Here is a 16785-nt window from a genome sequence, read left to right as displayed (position 1 = left end):
GGGTTTTATGGCTTTGAAATGACAATCATGGACTTATTCGGCAGAAAACTGATCCCACTACATGAGGATTGTCCCAAACGGTACCAGACGGTACTGTCGCGGGATCTTAAAAGAGCGTGAATACCGTTGCCCCAGCGGGGCAAAAATTGCGCATCATAGGCGCCGTCCGCTCAAGGGAGATTTACATGCGTGCCATTTCATCCATCCTGCGCCTGGCCGTGCTGTCGCTGGGGCTGGCGTTTACCGTCGGCGCCGCGGCGACCGAAGAGACGCAACTGGTCGAATCCATCAACCTCTACCGCAGCCAGTCCCAGAGCTGCTCGGGCCAGGCCTCGCTGGAGTTGCCGCCGCTGGCGATGGACTCGCGGTTGATCCTGTCGGCCAACGGCATTGGCGACCTGCAGCAAGCGCTGGCACGCGCGGCCTATCCGATGGTCAACGTGCAGGCAATCAGCCTGTCCGGGCCGCGGGACGCGCAAGCGGCGATGAAAGCCATCCAGGAAAGTTTTTGCCAGGTGGTGCTGGACCCCCAATTTATCGACATCGGCGTCAGCCGCCTGGATCGCGAATGGCGCATCGTCCTGGCGCGGCCCTTGTTGTCGGCCCGCCTGGCAGACTGGCAAGCCGAAGGCCAGAAGCTGCTGAAGCTGATCAACAGCGCCCGTGCCCAGCCCCGTCGATGCGGGAGCGAGGCTTTCGCCGCGACCACGCCACTGTCCTGGAACGCCACCCTGGCCCTCGCTGCGGTAAACCACACCCGAGCCATGGCCAACAACAATTTCTTCGACCACAAGGACCGCGACGGCCGCACGCCGGGCGACCGCGCCGAACTGGCCGGTTATCTGGGCCAACTGATCGGCGAGAACATCGCCGCCGGACAGGACACCGCCCTGAAGGTGGTGGATGGCTGGCTGGCCAGCCCGGGGCACTGCGCCAACCTGATGAACCCGCAGTTCCGCGAACTGGGTGCCGGTTATGCCGTGGATCCGAAGAGCGATGCGGGCATCTATTGGACTGCCATGTTCGGCACTCAATAGCCTGCTAGAGGGGCCGCACAGCGGCCCTGGTCTTACGCCTTGGCAAATATCAACGACCGATGCACCCCCGACCCGGCCCTTACCCCGTCACCGACGGACAGCGCGACCGACCCGAACGGCATCGCCGCATCGCCGCAGGCAAACACCCCCGGCACGCTGGTTTCGCGGGTCAGATCGGTCTGGATAAAGGCCCCGAGGGGACCGTCTTCCAGCTCGCAGTCGAGGGACGCGGCCAGCGAGCCGGCCACTCGGGTGCGTGGGAGGACAAACAACCCATCGATCTCCTTCATTCGGCCATCAGCCAGAACGACATTGGCCCGCTCTCCTTCAATGCGTTCGACACGCTCCGACACCACAACCACGCCCCGCTGTTCGAGACTCGCCCGCTGTTCCGGGTCTGGCTCGAACGCGCCATTGAGAAAGAACGTCGTCGGGCCCCAGTCCGGGAGCATCAGCGCGTGATGCAGCGACATTTCTGACGTTGCCAATACGCCTATAGGTCCCTGCTCGAGCTCATAACCGTGGCAGTAAGGGCAATGGAAAACGCTTTTGCCCCAGCGCTCCGCCAGCCCATCCACCTCCGGCAGATCATCGATGACACCCGTGGCCAATAGCAGGCGCCGGGCGCTGTAGCGTTGGCCACGGGCGGTTTCCACGCTGAAGCCGCCCGCCTCGGCAGCGGCGTCGATGGCGCTGTCCGAGAGCCATTCCACGGTTGGATAGGCCATGAGCTGGGCACGGGCATCCTCAGCGATATCAGCGGGTGCCCGGCCGTCCTGGCCGAGAAAGCCATGGGAGGTTGCGGCGAACCGGTTGCGACGCTGGCCGGCATCGATCACCAGCACCTTGCGCCGGGCACGGGCCAGTTGAAGCCCTGCGGACATACCGGCGTAACTGCCGCCTGCAATGATGACGTCGTAGCGCATGATCGATCTCCAAGGGAAGTGTCGAACGGGATGAAAGTCTCGACACATCGTAAGTTTCTTGAAAAGCACCTGTCAACGATCTCGTAACGTTTACCCTTACAGGCGATACTCGCACTTGCCGAAAGTCACAGAACGCCACGTCCCTCATGAGAACCGATACCCGCCTGTCCCGCATGCTGCATGTCCTGATCCACATGGACCGTCACCAACAGTCCGCCACCTCGGACACCATCGCCCAGATGCTGAGCACCAACCCGGTGGTGGTACGCAGGACCATGGCCTTGCTCAAGGAAAAAGGTTATGTCACGTCGGAAAAGGGCCATCGGGGTGGCTGGACCCTGAGCAAGCCCTTGTCGGAAATGACCTTGCTCGACATCCATCAGGCCTTGGGCAGCACCTCGATTTTCTCCATCGGCCTGTCCACCGATCACCCGCAATGCCTGGTGGAACAGGCGGTCAACAGGGCGTTGACCGACGCCTTCGATGAGGCCCAGGCGTTGCTACTCAAGCGTTTGGGCAGCATTACCCTGGCGCAGCTGGCGGAGGATTTTGACCGGCGCTTCCGGGAAACGCCGCTGATCACCCAATAAAAAACGCCGCTCAATGAGCGGCGTTTCTATGCATCAACAGACAATGTCCGGTTTACAGCGCCATGTCGGCCGCCGGGTTGCCGTCGTTTTTGGCTGCCGGCTTGGCCGGTGCCGCAGGGGCGCCTGGCTTGCCGATCGCCGGTGGCGGGTCCAGTTGCAGGACCTCGCTGGTGTAAGCCCACTCCTGAGCCACGCGCTCAGGGCTGTCGTTGAGCTTGGTGCCGTAGCTCGGCACGATCTGGTGCAGCTTTTCCTGCCAGGCCGGGCTGGCGACCTTGTCCTTGAAGACCTTCTCCAGCACGGTCAGCATGATCGGTGCGGCGGTCGAAGCGCCTGGCGAGGCACCCAGCAGGCCGGCAATGCTGCCGTCCTGGGAGGCAACCACTTCGGTGCCGAGTTTCAGGACGCCGCCCTTCTCTTCGTCACGCTTGATGATCTGCACGCGCTGGCCGGCCTGCCACAGGCGCCAGTCTTCCTGCTTGGCTTCCGGGAAGTATTCCTTCAGCGCATTGAAACGATCTTCATCCGACAGCATCAGCTGGCCGGCCAGGTACTCGACCAGTGGGTACTGTTCGATACCGACCTTGGTCATCGGCCAGACGTTGTGGGTCGTGGTGCTGGTCAGCAGGTCGAAGTACGAACCGTTCTTCAGGAATTTGGTGGAGAACGTCGCGAACGGGCCAAACAGGATCACACGCTTGCCGTCGAGCACGCGGGTATCCAGGTGCGGAACCGACATCGGTGGCGCGCCAACCGAAGCCTTGCCGTAGGCTTTCGCCAGGTGCAGTTGGGCAATGGTCGGGTTCTCGGTCACCAGGAACGAACCACCCACCGGGAAGCCGGCGTATTCGCGGGCTTCCGGAATGTCGGACTTCTGCAGCAGGTGCAAGGCCCCACCGCCGGCGCCGATGAACACGAACTTGGCGTCGGTCTCGGTTTCGGTACCGTCCTTCAGGTTCTTGTAGGAAACGCGCCAAGTGCCGTCTTCATTGCGGGTGATGTCTTCCACTTCGCTGGACAGTTTCAGCGAGAAGTTCGGCTTGGTTTGCAGGTAAGCGGCAAACTGGCGGGTGATTTCGCCGAAGTTCACGTCGGTACCCAGTGGACTCCAGGTGGCCGCGACTTTCTGGCTCGGATCACGCCCTTGCATCATCAGCGGAACCCACTTGCTGATCTGCGCGGGGTCTTCGGAGTACTGCATGCCGGCGAACAACGGGCTGGCCTGAAGGGCTTCGTAGCGCTTCTTCAGGAACGCAATGTTGTCGTCGCCCCACAGGAAGCTCATGTGCGGCGTGGAGTTGATGAACGAGCGCGGGTTCTTCAGTACGCCGTTCTTCACCTGCCAGGACCAGAACTGACGGGAGATCTGGAAGGCTTCGTTGATCTCGATGGCCTTGGCGATCTCGACCTTGCCGTCCTTGTCTTCCGGCGTGTAGTTCAGCTCCGCCAACGCGGAGTGACCGGTACCGGCGTTGTTCCAGCCGTTGGAACTCTCTTCGGCAACACCGTCCAGGCGCTCGACCATTTCCATGGTCCAGCCCGGCTCCAGCTCATTGAGCCAGACGCCGAGTGTCGAGCTCATGATGCCCCCACCAATGAGCAGGACGTCCACTTTTTTTGCCTCGGCGGCGTGCGTGGTCGCAAGACCCATCGCCATCGCCAGGCCCAGCAGCGCCGTGTGTGTTTTCTTCAACATGTGTGTATCCCTAGGATGGAACGCCATTCCGCCCTCCGGTCTGTTCAAGGATAGACCACGCCCATGGCCGGCAACGCCAGCGTGACGGGTTCGAATGGACTGGAGGATGGACCTACAGGGCCGCGCAATACGGCGGCCTCAAGTTTTCTGTCTCTCCGGCACTGACTTCTTGTAGGTCTTGGCTTCAGCTGGGTGAGGGACACTGCAAAACGGTCTTGATCGGGGCTGGCGTGGCCGTGCCCGATTGTCGCAGCGGGGGGAGTTTACAGAATGAAATAACCAGACCGAAGCCTCTTTTTACATTCAGGGCGAAAACGCCGACCAAATGGCGGCGTTTTGATGGCGGTCTTCAGTTCGAAAATATTTGGGGGGTACTTGCAAAACCCTGTGGGAGCGAGCCTGCTCCGGGCGGCGATCCGACGATGGCGGTGGCACATCCAACATCAATGTAAGCTGGCTCGCTCCCACAGGGGGGGCGGTGGATGCTATCCCAGCAACTGGCTCAATACCGCTCGCAACTTGCCTGGCTTGACCGGTTTGTTCAGCAGCGGCGCATTCAGTTTGCGCAAGACGCGGCGGCACTGGTCGCTGCGGTCGGCGGTGATGATCACTGCCGGAATGGTCTGTTGGAAATGCTCGCGCAGGTGTTTGACCACCTCGCAGCCGACCACCCCGTGATCCAGATGAAAATCCGCCAGGATCAGCTCCGGTGCATGGCCTTGCAGCACCTCCAGAGCGGCCACTTCGTCAGTGGCGGTCAGCACCTCGCAGCCCCACTGCCCCAGCAACGCGGCCATGCTTTGCAGGATGCTGAGTTCATTGTCGATCACCAGCAGCCGGCGGCCGGGCAACGGGTTGCCGGTCACCGCCTGCACAGGCGTTTCGGACAAAGGCAGCGGTTTTTCATCCGACAGCGGCACTTCGATGCTGAACACCGAGCCGCGTCCCGGCCGGGAACGCACCTGGACCCGGTAGCCAAGGATATGGGCGATGCGCTCGACGATCGCCAACCCCAACCCCACGCCTTTGCGGTCCGCCGCCCGGCCCACGTCCAGCTGGTTGAATTCGAGGAAAATCGATTCCAGGCAGTCGGCGGCAATGCCCCGTCCCGTGTCCCAGACTTCCAGGCGCAAGCGCCCTCCCCGACGTCTGGCGGCCAGGAGAATGCCGCCCTGGTCGGTGTAGCGGCAGGCATTGCTGAGCAGGTTGCGCAAGATCCGCGTCAGCAGACGCAAGTCGGTCATGACCACTTCTTCGCCGAAACGCGCCCGCAGCTCCAGCCCTGCGGCGCCCGCCACCGATTGAAACTCGGAAACCAACGGCGCCAGCAGTTCGTCCAGGCGATAGGACGCAATGTCCGGGCGAACCGCAGCCTGGTCCAGCCGGGAGATGTCCAGCAGGTCGGTGAGCAGGTCTTCCGCGCCCTCCAGGGCCTGGTGAGTACGCTCCACCAGGACCTGCTCAGCGTTCGGCAACTGGCGCTCGCGCAGCGTGGCGATCAGCAGGCGCGCGGCATTGAGCGGCTGCAGCAGGTCGTGGCTGGCGGCGGCCAGGTACTTGTCCTTGCTGCGGTTGGCGGCCTGGGCGGCGTCGCGGGCGTCGCGCAACTGCTGCTCGACGAGCTTGCGCTGGGCGATCTGCTGTTGAAGGTTGTGATTGGCTTCCAGCAACTCATCGGTGCGCTCGGCCACCCGCTGCTCCAACTGATCGTTGAGCTGTTGCAGACGCTGGCGGGCCAGTTCCAGGTCTTCGAGACGCGCCGCCAGTTCGGGGTAATGGCTCTTGCGGGTCGAATGATTGCCCAGCCCCAACAGCCCGGCCAGGGCCTTTTGCTGTTCGTCAGAGGGCTTCGCCATAGACGACCTCGACATCCCGCTGGCTCGACTCCCGAGGATTGGTGAGGATGCACGGATCATCCATCGCGTGCTGCGACAGGAAAGGAATATCCGAAGTGCTCACACCATGCAGGCCCAGGGTTTCGTGGAAACCAATGGTGTGCTTGAGCGCGATCAGGTGTTCCACCAATCGGGTGCGGATCTGCCGATGATTCAATCCACGGCAATCGATCCCCAGCGTCTCGGCGATCACCTTGAAGCGGTCCGGCGCCGAGTTGTAGTTGAACGCCACCACATGCTCCACCAGCACCGCGTTGCACAAGCCATGGGGCAGGTCCAGGAAGCCCCCCAGGCTGTGGGACATGGCGTGCACGGCGCCGAGAATCGCATTGGAGAATGCCAGCCCGGCCTGCATGCTGCCGAGCATGATCTTTTCCCGCAGGGCAACGTCCGCCGGGTTGGCGATCATCTGCACCAGGTTGCTGTTGATCAGCCGCATCGCCTCCAGCGCATGAGGGTCGGTGAGCGGGCCGTGACCGGTGGAGACGAAGGCCTCGATAGCGTGCACCAGCGCGTCGATGCCGGTGCAGGCCGACAGGAACGGATCCATGCTCAGGGTGGTTTCCGGGTCGATCAGCGAGACATCCGGCACCGCGGCCTTGCTGACGATGGAGAACTTCATGCGCTCCTGCTGGTTGGAGATGATCACGAACTGCGAGACGTCGGCCGAGGTCCCGGCAGTGGTAGGGATCAGGATCAGTGGTGGGCTCGGCACGTGCAGGGTGTCGACGCCTTCGAACTCGAGGATGTTGCGGCCATGGGCAACCACGATCCCGATGGCTTTGCCGCAGTCCATGGGGCTGCCGCCACCGACCGCGACGATGACGTCACAATGGTTTTCCCGGTACAGCTCGGCACCGAGCATCACTTCCTCGACCCGGGGGTTGGGCGAAACGTCGCTGTAGATGCAGTAATCGATACCCAGGGCCTGGAGGCTGGCCTCGACATCACCCACCCAACCGGCGGCGATGACGCCTGGATCGGTGACCACCAACACCTTGCGCGCGCCGAAGGTCTGGGCGTAATTACCGACATTGTGCCGGCAACCGGCACCGAACATGATTTCAGGAGAAACGAACTTGCGTAGCGGGCTGAGGCTCATCTTTTCGGGTACATGGCTCATTGGTAAGCCTGTTCTTATTGTGTTGGATACCCAGAGCCTAAAGCATCCCGCCGTTAATGCAATCAGACCAATGGGTAGCCCGGCCTGAATGCATCAGGCCGGGCCGACGCTCATCGATTGGCGAAGTACATCGTCACTTCGAAGCCGATACGCAGGTCGGTGTACGCGGGTTTAGTCCACATGGGTCTTTCCTCTTCTTGTACCGGGCGATTCCGGCAAGCTCATTAATGCACGGGGCGCCGTGGCTTCGAATGCTACTTTCGAAGCGGTGGGTGGGGTGCGTTGGTAGCAGGTTCTACACATCAAATGTGGGAGCGAGCCTGCTCGCGATGGCGGCAGGTCGGCCAACACAACTGTCGACTGATCCGGCTTCATCGCGAGCAGGCTCGCTCCCACAGGGTTCAGCGCTGTTTCCGAAAGTTAGAAAAAGCCCAGCGGATTGATGTCATAGCTCACCAGAAGGTTCTTGGTCTGCTGGTAGTGATCGAGCATCATCTTGTGGGTTTCACGGCCTACGCCGGACTTCTTGTAGCCGCCGAACGCGGCGTGCGCCGGATACAGGTGGTAGCAGTTGGTCCAGACGCGACCGGCCTTGATCGCCCGGCCCATGCGGTAGGCGCGGTTGATGTCGCGGGTCCACAGGCCGGCGCCGAGGCCGAACTCACTGTCGTTGGCGATCGCCAGGGCTTCGGCTTCGTCCTTGAAGGTGGTCACGCCCACCACCGGGCCGAAGATTTCCTCCTGGAACACACGCATCTTGTTGTGGCCCTTGAGCAGGGTCGGCTGGATGTAATAACCGCTCGACAAGTCCCCCTCCAGACGCTCGGCCGCGCCGCCGGTCAGCAGTTCGGCACCCTCCTCGCGGGCGATGTCCAGGTACGAAAGGATCTTGTCGTATTGCTGCTCGGACGCCTGGGCGCCGACCATGGTCTCGGTGTCCAGTGGGTTGCCGCGCTTGATCTGGGTGATCTTCTTCATGACTTCGGCCATGAACGGCGCATAGATCGACTCCTGCACCAGGGCGCGGGATGGGCAGGTGCAGACTTCACCCTGGTTGAAGAACGCCAGCACCAGGCCTTCGGCCGCCTTCTCGATGAACGCCGGCTCGGCCTGCATGATGTCTTCGAAGAAGATGTTCGGCGACTTGCCGCCCAGCTCCACGGTGGACGGGATGATGTTCTCGGCGGCGCACTTCATGATGTGCGAGCCCACCGGGGTCGAGCCGGTGAAGGCGATCTTGGCGATGCGCTTGCTGGTTGCCAGGGCTTCACCGGCTTCGCGACCGAAACCATGGACGATGTTCAACACACCGGCCGGCAGCAGGTCGGCGATCAGCTCGGCAAAGACCATGATCGACAGCGGCGTCTGTTCCGCCGGCTTGAGCACGATGCAGTTGCCGGCGGCCAGGGCCGGGGCGAGTTTCCAGGCGGCCATCAGCAAAGGGAAGTTCCACGGGATGATCTGCCCGACCACGCCCAGCGGCTCATGGAAATGGTAGGCCGTGGTCAACTCGTTGATCTCGGCCGCGCCACCTTCCTGGGCACGGATGCAACCGGCGAAATAACGGAAATGATCGGCCGCCAGCGGGACGTCGGCGTTGATGGTTTCACGTACGGCCTTGCCGTTGTCCCAGGTTTCGCTGACGGCGAGGATTTCCAGGTTCTGTTCGATACGGTCGGCGATTTTCAGCAGCACCAGGGAGCGGTCCTGCACCGACGTCTTGCCCCAGGCATCCGCGGCGGCATGGGCGGCATCCAGGGCCTTGTCGATGTCGGCGGCGCTGGAGCGCGGGAATTCGGCGATCACCTGGCCGTTGACCGGTGATGTATTGGTGAAATATTCGCCATGAACCGGCGCGACGAATTCGCCACCGATGAAGTTGCCATAGCGCGGCTTGAAGGAAACGACGGCGCCTGGGGTTCCGGGTTGTGCGTAGATCATGATGGGCCTCTGCCTGGTCGATGCCTGTCACGGGACAGGCGATAGGCCGATGGTAGAGAGCCCCGCCGGCCAGACGAATGCGTCGTTGGCAGGAGGGGCTCTCGTTATTTGGTCGTAGGTTTGCTGCAATCTTCGGTTGGACTTTTTTGTGGGAGCGAGCCTGCTCGCGATGGCGGCGGATCAATCAACCTCGATGTTGAAGGTCAAGGCCCCATCGCGAGCAGGCTCGCTCCCACAGGTCTGGCACCTACAGTGAGTGCCAGGTCAACTCAGCGCTTGGCTACCAGATCCTTCGGCAGCTTGAAGGTCCAGAGCATCCCACCCTGGTTGAAGTCCTTAACGCGCTTGGCCACTTCACCGCCCCACAGCGGTACCGCACCGCCCCAGCCGGACACCACGGAGACGTACTGCTCGCCGTCCATTTCCCAGGTAATCGGCGAGCCGAGCACGCCGGAACCGGTCTGGAATTCCCAGACCTTTTCCCCGGTCTTGGCGTTGAAGGCCTGGAGGAAACCTTCAGGCGTACCGGTGAACACCAGGTTGCCCTTGGTGGTCAGTACCCCGCCCCACAGCGGCGCGAAGTTCTTGTGGCGCCAGACTTCCTTGCCGGTCTTCGGATCGATGGCCCGCAGCACGCCGATGTAGTCCTCGTTCAGCGGCTTGATGGTGAACCCCGCGCCGAGGAACGCCGCGCCCTTCTTGTAGGCGATACCTTCGTTCCAGATGTCCATGCCCCACTCGTTGGACGGCACGTAGAACAGCCCGGTGTCCTGGTTGTAGGCCATCGGCATCCAATTTTTCGCGCCGAGGAACGCCGGGGCGACGAACACCGAACTGCCCTTGGCTTCACTGCCCGGCGCGCCCGGACGGCTGGCCTCGTTGTAGATCGGCCGACCGTCCTTGTCCAGGCCGCTGGCCCAGGTGATCTTGTCGACGAACGGGAAGCCACGGATGAACTTGCCGTTGGTGCGATCGAGCACGTAGAAGAAGCCGTTACGGTCGGCGGTGGCCGCCGCCTTGATGTCCTTGCCGCCTTCCTTGTAGTTGAAGGAGATCAGCTCGTTGACGCCGTCATAGTCCCAGCCGTCGTGGGGCGTGCTCTGGAAGTGCCACTTGATGCTGCCGTCGTCCGGATTCAGGGCCAGGCGCGACGAGGAATAGAGGTTGTCGCCAGGACGCAGGTGGGAGTTCCACGGGGCCGGGTTGCCGGTGCCGAACAGCAGCAGGTTGGTTTCCGGATCGTAGTAGCCGCCCAGCCACGGTGCAGCGCCGCCGGTTTTCCAGAGGTCCCCCGGCCAGGTCTTGCCGGCCTCGCCACCGGAGATGCCATTCTCGACCGCCTTGCCGTCCTTGTAGACGTAGCCCATGTGCCCTTCCACGGTCGGACGAGTCCACAGCAGCTCACCGTTTTTCGGATCGAAGGCGCTGATCTGGCCCACCACGCCGAACTCGCCGCCCGCCACGCCGGTAATCAGCTTGCCGTTGACGACGATGGGCGCGGCGCTGATGGAGTAGCCTTCCTTGTGGTCGGCGACTTTCTTGCTCCAGACAACTTTGCCGGTGTCCTTGTTCAAGGCGACCAGCTTGGCATCGAGGGTGCCGAAGAACACCAGGTCACCGTACAACGCCACGCCACGGTTGATCACGTCACAGCAGGGACGGATGTCATCGGGCAGGCGCGCGTCGTACTGCCAGAGTTTCTTGCCGGTTCGGGCGTCCACCGCGAACACCCGCGAATAGGATCCGGTGAGGTACATCACCCCATCCTTGATCATCGGCTGGGCCTGCTGGCCGCGTTGTTTTTCGCCGCCGAAGGAGAACGCCCAGACCGGCCGCAGGTCCTTGACGTTGTTGACATTGAGGGTATCGAGCGGGCTGTAGCGCTGGCCCTGGACGCCGAGGCCGTTGGTGACGACCTGTTGCGGGTTTTTCGGGTCCTGGAGAATTTCCTGATCGGTCACGGCGGCCAGGGCCGACCCCGACAGCAGCATGGCACTGAGCAGCAGGCTCACGGCGAAGGGTTGGCGACGTGCGGGATGAGTCATGACGGCTACCTCTGCGGTTATTGTTATACCCGGGAAATTTTCCCGGTCTGCCACAGATTCTTGGGCTCGGAGCCGCCGCCAACAATTGCACGCTGTGTTGAGTTTTCTAGTTCCTTGGTACATGTAAGAGACACGTACAAACCCTTGTGGCGAGGGGATTTATCCCCGCTGGGCTGCGAAGCGGCCCCCTTTTTAAGCATTCCGACTTTGTGGCGACTGGACTATTTTTGGGGCTGCTGCGCAGCCCAGCGGGGATGAATCCCCTCGCCACAGGTTTCATCTTCCCTGCTATTTGGCATCCACCCGCTTCATCCCCACCCGCTCATACCGCGGATACAAATGACTGACACTGCGGATCAGCTCATAACGGCTCAGGCTGATGCCGGCAAAGCGCTCGGGAATGGGGCTGCGGATCATCTCGGCCATGTCGTCGCCACGGGTGGCGCCGTCGCGCATCAATTGGTCGAGCCAGCCCAGGTAGTCGCGCATCTGCGCGAAGGGCCGGGTATCGCTCGCCACCGGGCCATGGCCGGGGACGATCAGTTTCCAGGGCAAGGCCTGCAAGGTGTCCAGGTCCTTGAGCCACACCTCCAATCCCGGGCTGTTTGGCGTGGTCAGGGCCCGTTCGTAGAACACCAGGTCACCGGCGAACAGCACGCCGGTGGTTTCGTCGAATATCGCCAGGTCGGCCCCGGTGTGCCCGGCCAGTTGCAACAGCCGCAACGAATGATTGCCCACCTTCAGCGTACCGGGAACCACGGTTTGGGTCGGCAGCACCACCTCGGTGCCACGCATCCAGTCGCCCACCAACCGGTACATGTTCTCCGCCATGGCGTCGCCCTGCTGACGGAGCAGGTCCGTGGTACCTGCCAGCGCGCCGATAGGGACGTCGCTGAAGGCCTGGTTGCCCAGCACATGGTCCGGATGATGATGGGTCAGCAGTACCTGGACCAGCGGTTTGTCCGTGGTCGCCGCGATGGCCTGGCGCAGGGCTTCCCCGTAGCGCTTCGACGGCCCGGTGTCGATCACCACCACGCCGGCATCGGTGACGATAAAGCCGGTGTTGACGATGTTGCCGCCGTTGGCCTTGGCGAAATTCTCGGTGCTGCCCTCCAGCAGCCACGTGTCCTCGGCAATCTGCCGGGGCTTGAGCGAATAGTCCGCCGCGCCGGACCACACCGGCAGGCACAAGCAGATCAATAGCATCCAGCGCATGGCGCGCTCCTTGGGTCAGGGGATCGCCGCCTCGAATTGATTGCCGCTGTTGTCGCGCAACATCAGGCGGGTCTGTCCGGGGCCTTGTACGTCGAAGCCCAGGTTGGGGTTTTCGCTGACCGCCGGGAACAGCTCCAGGCGCGCCAGCACCTGACCGTCGGCGTCGAGCAATTGGGCCTGGTTGAGGAAGAATTCAGGAATGCCGCTCACCAGGCCGTTGTCCATCGGATGGGCCACCTGCACCCGCAGGCGGCTGCTGTCGCCCCGGGGATAACGGGCGCCGAGCACTTCGCCCAGGTGTTCCTCCCAGCCCGGCTGGGTGCGCACCACGCTCGGCGCGGTACAACCGCCACCGGCCGCGTCGATCAGGGTCGAGCCGATGTGCCAGAGGCCGTCGCGGGTCTGTACGGCGGCGCGCAATGGCGTGGCTTGCTCGATGCGGATGCGGATCGACAGCCAGGGCAACACCCGCTCGCCCGGTTGGAAGTCGACGATCCTGGGCAACGGATTCAGTTCCGCCCAGACCAGTACCCGGACCACGTCGCCGGCAAAGGCGCGGGCGTCGATTTCCAGCGGCACCTGGCGGGCATCCTCGGCAAAGGGCGGCGCCAGCAGCCGGACCCGCTCGTCGAACACGAACGGCGCGTCGCCCAGCAGCTGCTTGTGATAGAACGCCCACATCACCGATGGAACCGGGTCCTTTCCCGGATCGACCGCTGCCAGCGTCATCATCGGCAGGCCGAACCCCAGCAGGCAACACGCGAGCCATTTCATCCCTGCGCTCCTATTGATACATCTCCGGCACGTCGTAACGCAGGCCGTAATGGGCATAGACGGCCTTGAGGCTACCGTCGCGGATGAGGCCTTCCAGCGCCTCCTCCACCGCATAGGCCAGTTGCCGGTTGCTTTCATGCACCGCCATACCGATCTCCCAGCGCTGCTTGCCCATGTTCGGGTAGGCATTTTCCGCGAGCGCCAGTTGCGGATCGGCCGCCTCGTGGACCTGCCAGTCGACCTCGCCGCGCATAGCCATAACGGCGTCGACCTGCCCCGCCTGCATGGCCTTGAATGCCTGGGCAACGCTGGGGTAGTGATGGGTCCTGGCGCTGAGCATGCCGTTGAACACCGACGTCAGGTAGAACGACGGCACACTGTCGACTTCGACCCCGATGGGATGCTGCTGGAACACCGCGACGCTGCCCACCGAGTCCAATCGACGGCGGTCATAGGCCACCTGCCAACACTCCTGCTGGTAAGGACCGAACATCACCACCTGGGCGTTTTCCAGTTCACCGACGTCGTTGCGTCTTTGCACATAATCGTGATCGTAGGGCACGCGCATCATCAGGTCGGCCAGTTGACGGTCGTGCAGCGGACTGCTGCGCCAGATGTAATCGCGCAGGTCGTCGTCCAACTTCTCGCCGGGCGGCGCCCAGATCAGTTTCAGGCGCACACCCAGCGCCTTCGCCAGGGCCCGGGCCAGCTCCACATCGACGCCCTTGGGCTGACCGTCGGCTTCGAAGCTGTACGGCGCAAAGTCCTTGTAGACCGCCACCTTCAACTCACCGGCGGCGATCATCTGGTCGTAGCTGCGCACTTGCGCCTGCACGGCCTGGCTACACAGCAGCACGCTGCAGATTACCCACGCGAACAGGCGCATGGCGATCACTCCTCGACGTGCACGCTGTCAAGGTAAGTGCGCACCGCCCAAAGAGCTTCCTGGCTCAGGTAATCGGCCATTTTCGGCATGTAGACCCGGCCGTCGCGCACCGCGCCGTGGCGCACCCGCTCGACGAACCACTCATCGCCGGCTTCAGCGGCGTCCAACATGCGCAGGTCGGGCGCGATCCCACCAGACTTGGCTTCCAGGCCGTGGCACGCGGCACAGTTCTGGTTGTAGGCCGACGCGCCGATCTCCACCGCCCGGTCATGCTCGGGCGAGGTGCGGTAAGGGTTCACGGAAGCCCAGCCGTCGCCATCCAACGCGACGCCGGTGTCCTTGATCGGGGTCAGGCCCTTGGTCTCCACTGCCTGGGGCACTACGTTGCCATGGGCCCACACGGAGCCTGCGCCGGTCAGCCCCATCAGCAAAGCGGTAGCGATGATGGCGTTGCGTTTTGTTGTCATTGTTATGCCCTCTGGATTGCACGCTGACCTCTCTACAGAGGCCGTGCCGTCATCTTAGGAACCGTGCCGTGCCAGCCGAATGCTGCTTTGGTGGTCGGGTTCTAGTTCCTTGGTAGCAGCCCATCCGACGCAGGTCGCAAAGACAGGCGGTTCGGGAAGTCTTCCCGGCAAAGGCGGGACTTTTTCCGTATCGGCGAGCCCCGGCGCGACCCAACCTAGTCGGGCCTAAACCTTTCACTGGGAACTGCCACCATGAGAATAAAAACGCTACCCGCCCTCTCCTCCCTGACCGTTGCCTTGCTGCTGGCCGGCAGTCTGTCGCTGAGCCCCTTGGCCAGCGCCGCAGCGCCGGGGGTCAGTTGGGAAGACATCGCCAACGATCACCTGACCACCAAGGACGTGCTCCAATACGGCATGGGCACCAACGCCCAGCGCTGGAGCCCGCTGGCCCAGGTCAACGACAAGAACGTGTTCAAGCTGACTCCAGCCTGGTCCTACTCATTCGGTGACGAGAAGCAGCGCGGCCAGGAGTCCCAGGCCATCGTCAGTGACGGCGTGGTCTACGTCACCGGTTCCTACTCGCGGGTGTTCGCCCTCGACGCCAAGACCGGCAAGCGTCTGTGGACCTACAACCATCGGCTGCCGGACAACATTCGCCCGTGCTGCGACGTGGTCAATCGCGGCGCGGCCATCTATGGCGACAAGATCTACTTCGGCACCCTCGATGCGCGCGTGGTCGCCCTGGACAAAAACACCGGCAAGGTCGTATGGAACAAGAAGTTCGGCGATCACGCCGGCGGCTACACCATGACCGGCGCCCCGGTGCTGATCAAGGACAAGACCAGCGGCAAGGTGCTGCTGATCCACGGCAGCTCCGGCGATGAATTCGGCGTGGTCGGGCAGTTGTTCGCCCGCGATCCCGAGACGGGCGAGGAAGTCTGGATGCGTCCCTTCGTCGAGGGCCACATGGGCCGCCTCAACGGCAAGGACAGCACCCCCACCGGCGACGTGAAGGCGCCCTCCTGGCCCGACGACAAGACCACCGAGACGGGCAAGGTCGAAGCCTGGAGCCACGGCGGCGGCGCGCCCTGGCAGAGCGCCAGTTTCGACCCCGAGACCAACACCATCATCGTCGGCGCGGGCAACCCCGGACCCTGGAACACCTGGGCCCGGACGGCCAAGGATGGCAACCCCCACGACTATGACAGCCTCTACACCTCCGGCCAGGTGGGCGTCGACCCGAGCACGGGCGAAGTGAAATGGTTCTACCAGCACACGCCCAACGATGCCTGGGATTTCTCCGGCAACAACGAGCTGGTGCTGTTCGACTACAAGGACAAGGACGGCAAGGTCATCAAGGCCACCGCCCATGCCGACCGCAACGGCTTCTTCTACGTCGTGGACCGTAACAACGGCAAGCTGCAGAACGCGTTCCCCTTCGTCGACAACATCACCTGGGCCAGCCACATCGATCTCAAGACCGGTCGCCCCGTGGAGAACCCCGGCCAGCGTCCGGCCAAGCCATTGCCCGGCGAAACCCGGGGCAAGCCGGTGGAAGTCTCGCCGCCGTTCCTGGGCGGCAAGAACTGGAACCCCATGGCGTACAGCCAGGACACCGGGTTGTTCTACGTCCCGGGCAACCAGTGGAAAGAGGAATACTGGACCGAGGAAGTGAACTACAAGAAGGGTTCGGCCTACCTCGGCATGGGCTTCCGCATCAAGCGCATGTACGACGATCACGTCGGCAGCCTGCGAGCGATGAACCCCAGCACCGGCAAGGTGGTCTGGGAGCACAAGGAGCCGTTGCCATTGTGGGCCGGCGTACTGGCGACCAAGGGCAACCTGGTGTTCACCGGCACCGGTGACGGCTTCTTCAAGGCGTTCGATGCCAGGACCGGCAAGGAGCTGTGGAAATTCCAGACCGGCAGCGGCATCGTCTCCCCGCCCATCACCTGGGAACAGGACGGCGAGCAGTACATCGGCGTGACCGTCGGTTACGGCGGTGCCGTGCCGTTGTGGGGCGGCGACATGGCGGAGCTGACCAAGCCGGTGGCACAGGGCGGCTCGTTCTGGGTGTTCAAGATCCCGGGCTGGGACAAGGCCACGGCGCAGAAATAGCGCGCCCCCCTCAAAACCTCAACCCAATTCCCCTGTGGGAGCGAGCCTGCTCGCGAAGCGGCGTGTCAGCCT

General features: G+C 62.9%; 14 protein-coding genes. 3 read left to right on the top strand and 11 right to left on the bottom strand.

Annotated features, from left to right (window positions below; genetic code table 11):
* Window positions 1–185 precede the first annotated feature (185 nt).
* On the top strand, window positions 186–1037 hold the full coding sequence (locus tag N005_RS21130) for a CAP domain-containing protein (RefSeq protein ID WP_047702970.1): 852 nt from the start codon (window positions 186–188) through the stop codon (window positions 1035–1037).
* A gap of 32 nt (window positions 1038–1069) precedes the next feature.
* On the opposite strand, the gene N005_RS21125 is transcribed toward N005_RS21130, so the two are convergent.
* Window positions 1070–1963 (bottom strand): NAD(P)/FAD-dependent oxidoreductase, encoded by an 894-nt coding sequence (locus tag N005_RS21125; protein WP_047702969.1) that lies wholly within the window; start codon window positions 1961–1963, stop codon window positions 1070–1072.
* Between the two features lie 146 nt (window positions 1964–2109).
* Here N005_RS21125 and N005_RS21120 point away from each other — a divergent pair, with 146 nt between their 5' ends.
* Entirely contained in the window at window positions 2110–2553 is a 444-nt protein-coding gene (locus tag N005_RS21120; protein WP_047702968.1) for an Rrf2 family transcriptional regulator, read from the top strand.
* Window positions 2554–2605: 52 nt separating this feature from the next.
* Here N005_RS21120 and mqo read toward each other — a convergent pair whose 3' ends face one another.
* From mqo to pedF, 10 genes are all read right to left on the bottom strand, one after another.
* Window positions 2606–4249 carry a malate dehydrogenase (quinone) gene (gene mqo, locus N005_RS21115; RefSeq protein WP_047702967.1) on the bottom strand — a complete coding sequence of 548 codons (1644 nt, stop codon included), beginning with the start codon at window positions 4247–4249 and terminating at the stop codon, window positions 2606–2608.
* 485 nt (window positions 4250–4734) lie between these two features.
* Window positions 4735–6105, bottom strand: a complete 1371-nt coding sequence (locus tag N005_RS21110; RefSeq protein ID WP_047702966.1) for an ATP-binding response regulator — start codon at window positions 6103–6105, stop codon at window positions 4735–4737.
* Complete coding sequence (gene ercA / locus N005_RS21105) at window positions 6089–7246, bottom strand: alcohol dehydrogenase-like regulatory protein ErcA (protein ID WP_144402738.1); 1158 nt, start codon at window positions 7244–7246, stop codon at window positions 6089–6091. The genes N005_RS21110 and ercA overlap by 17 nt, the downstream gene beginning before the upstream one ends.
* Before the next feature lie 131 nt (window positions 7247–7377).
* Entirely contained in the window at window positions 7378–7449 is a 72-nt protein-coding gene (pqqA, locus tag N005_RS28385; RefSeq protein ID WP_003243383.1) for a pyrroloquinoline quinone precursor peptide PqqA, read from the bottom strand.
* Window positions 7450–7687: 238 nt separating this feature from the next.
* Window positions 7688–9208, bottom strand: a complete 1521-nt coding sequence (gene exaC, locus N005_RS21100; protein ID WP_047702964.1) for an acetaldehyde dehydrogenase ExaC — start codon at window positions 9206–9208, stop codon at window positions 7688–7690.
* Window positions 9209–9477: 269 nt separating this feature from the next.
* Window positions 9478–11253 (bottom strand): PQQ-dependent methanol/ethanol family dehydrogenase, encoded by a 1776-nt coding sequence (locus tag N005_RS21095; RefSeq protein ID WP_047702963.1) that lies wholly within the window; start codon window positions 11251–11253, stop codon window positions 9478–9480.
* Window positions 11254–11541: 288 nt separating this feature from the next.
* Entirely contained in the window at window positions 11542–12468 is a 927-nt protein-coding gene (locus N005_RS21090) for a quinoprotein relay system zinc metallohydrolase 1 (protein WP_047702962.1), read from the bottom strand.
* Window positions 12469–12483: 15 nt separating this feature from the next.
* Window positions 12484–13242 (bottom strand): quinoprotein dehydrogenase-associated SoxYZ-like carrier, encoded by a 759-nt coding sequence (locus tag N005_RS21085; protein WP_047702961.1) that lies wholly within the window; start codon window positions 13240–13242, stop codon window positions 12484–12486.
* A 10-nt stretch (window positions 13243–13252) separates the two neighbouring features.
* On the bottom strand, window positions 13253–14128 hold the full coding sequence (locus tag N005_RS21080; RefSeq protein ID WP_047702960.1) for a substrate-binding periplasmic protein: 876 nt from the start codon (window positions 14126–14128) through the stop codon (window positions 13253–13255).
* Window positions 14129–14133: 5 nt separating this feature from the next.
* Window positions 14134–14595, bottom strand: coding sequence for a cytochrome c-550 PedF (gene pedF, locus N005_RS21075; RefSeq protein WP_047702959.1), 462 nt, complete (start codon window positions 14593–14595; stop codon window positions 14134–14136).
* 252 nt (window positions 14596–14847) lie between these two features.
* On the opposite strand from pedF, the gene exaA reads away from it, so the two are divergent.
* Window positions 14848–16713 (top strand): quinoprotein ethanol dehydrogenase, encoded by a 1866-nt coding sequence (gene exaA, locus N005_RS21070; protein WP_047702958.1) that lies wholly within the window; start codon window positions 14848–14850, stop codon window positions 16711–16713.
* Window positions 16714–16785 lie beyond the last annotated feature (72 nt).

Source organism: Pseudomonas mediterranea CFBP 5447 (assembly GCF_000774145.1).
GTDB lineage: Bacteria > Pseudomonadota > Gammaproteobacteria > Pseudomonadales > Pseudomonadaceae > Aquipseudomonas > Aquipseudomonas mediterranea.
The sequence above is the reverse complement of the archived record's forward strand: the minus strand, read 5'-3'. Positions and strand labels throughout refer to the sequence as shown.

Excerpts from the sequence above, each read along its gene's own strand:
- exaA (WP_047702958.1), top strand. The coding sequence starts at position 14,848 with ATGAGAATAAAAACGCTACCCGCCCTCTCCTCCCTGACCGTTGCCTTG.
- N005_RS21130 (WP_047702970.1), top strand. The coding sequence starts at position 186 with ATGCGTGCCATTTCATCCATCCTGCGCCTGGCCGTGCTGTCGCTGGGG.
- ercA (WP_144402738.1), bottom strand. The coding sequence starts at position 7,246 with ATGAGCCTCAGCCCGCTACGCAAGTTCGTTTCTCCTGAAATCATGTTC.
- N005_RS21125 (WP_047702969.1), bottom strand. The coding sequence starts at position 1,963 with ATGCGCTACGACGTCATCATTGCAGGCGGCAGTTACGCCGGTATGTCC.
- mqo (WP_047702967.1), bottom strand. The coding sequence starts at position 4,249 with ATGTTGAAGAAAACACACACGGCGCTGCTGGGCCTGGCGATGGCGATG.
- N005_RS21085 (WP_047702961.1), bottom strand. The coding sequence starts at position 13,242 with ATGAAATGGCTCGCGTGTTGCCTGCTGGGGTTCGGCCTGCCGATGATG.
- pedF (WP_047702959.1), bottom strand. The coding sequence starts at position 14,595 with ATGACAACAAAACGCAACGCCATCATCGCTACCGCTTTGCTGATGGGG.
- N005_RS21110 (WP_047702966.1), bottom strand. The coding sequence starts at position 6,105 with ATGGCGAAGCCCTCTGACGAACAGCAAAAGGCCCTGGCCGGGCTGTTG.
- N005_RS21120 (WP_047702968.1), top strand. The coding sequence starts at position 2,110 with ATGAGAACCGATACCCGCCTGTCCCGCATGCTGCATGTCCTGATCCAC.
- N005_RS21090 (WP_047702962.1), bottom strand. The coding sequence starts at position 12,468 with ATGCGCTGGATGCTATTGATCTGCTTGTGCCTGCCGGTGTGGTCCGGC.
- N005_RS21080 (WP_047702960.1), bottom strand. The coding sequence starts at position 14,128 with ATGCGCCTGTTCGCGTGGGTAATCTGCAGCGTGCTGCTGTGTAGCCAG.
- N005_RS21095 (WP_047702963.1), bottom strand. The coding sequence starts at position 11,253 with ATGACTCATCCCGCACGTCGCCAACCCTTCGCCGTGAGCCTGCTGCTC.
- exaC (WP_047702964.1), bottom strand. The coding sequence starts at position 9,208 with ATGATCTACGCACAACCCGGAACCCCAGGCGCCGTCGTTTCCTTCAAG.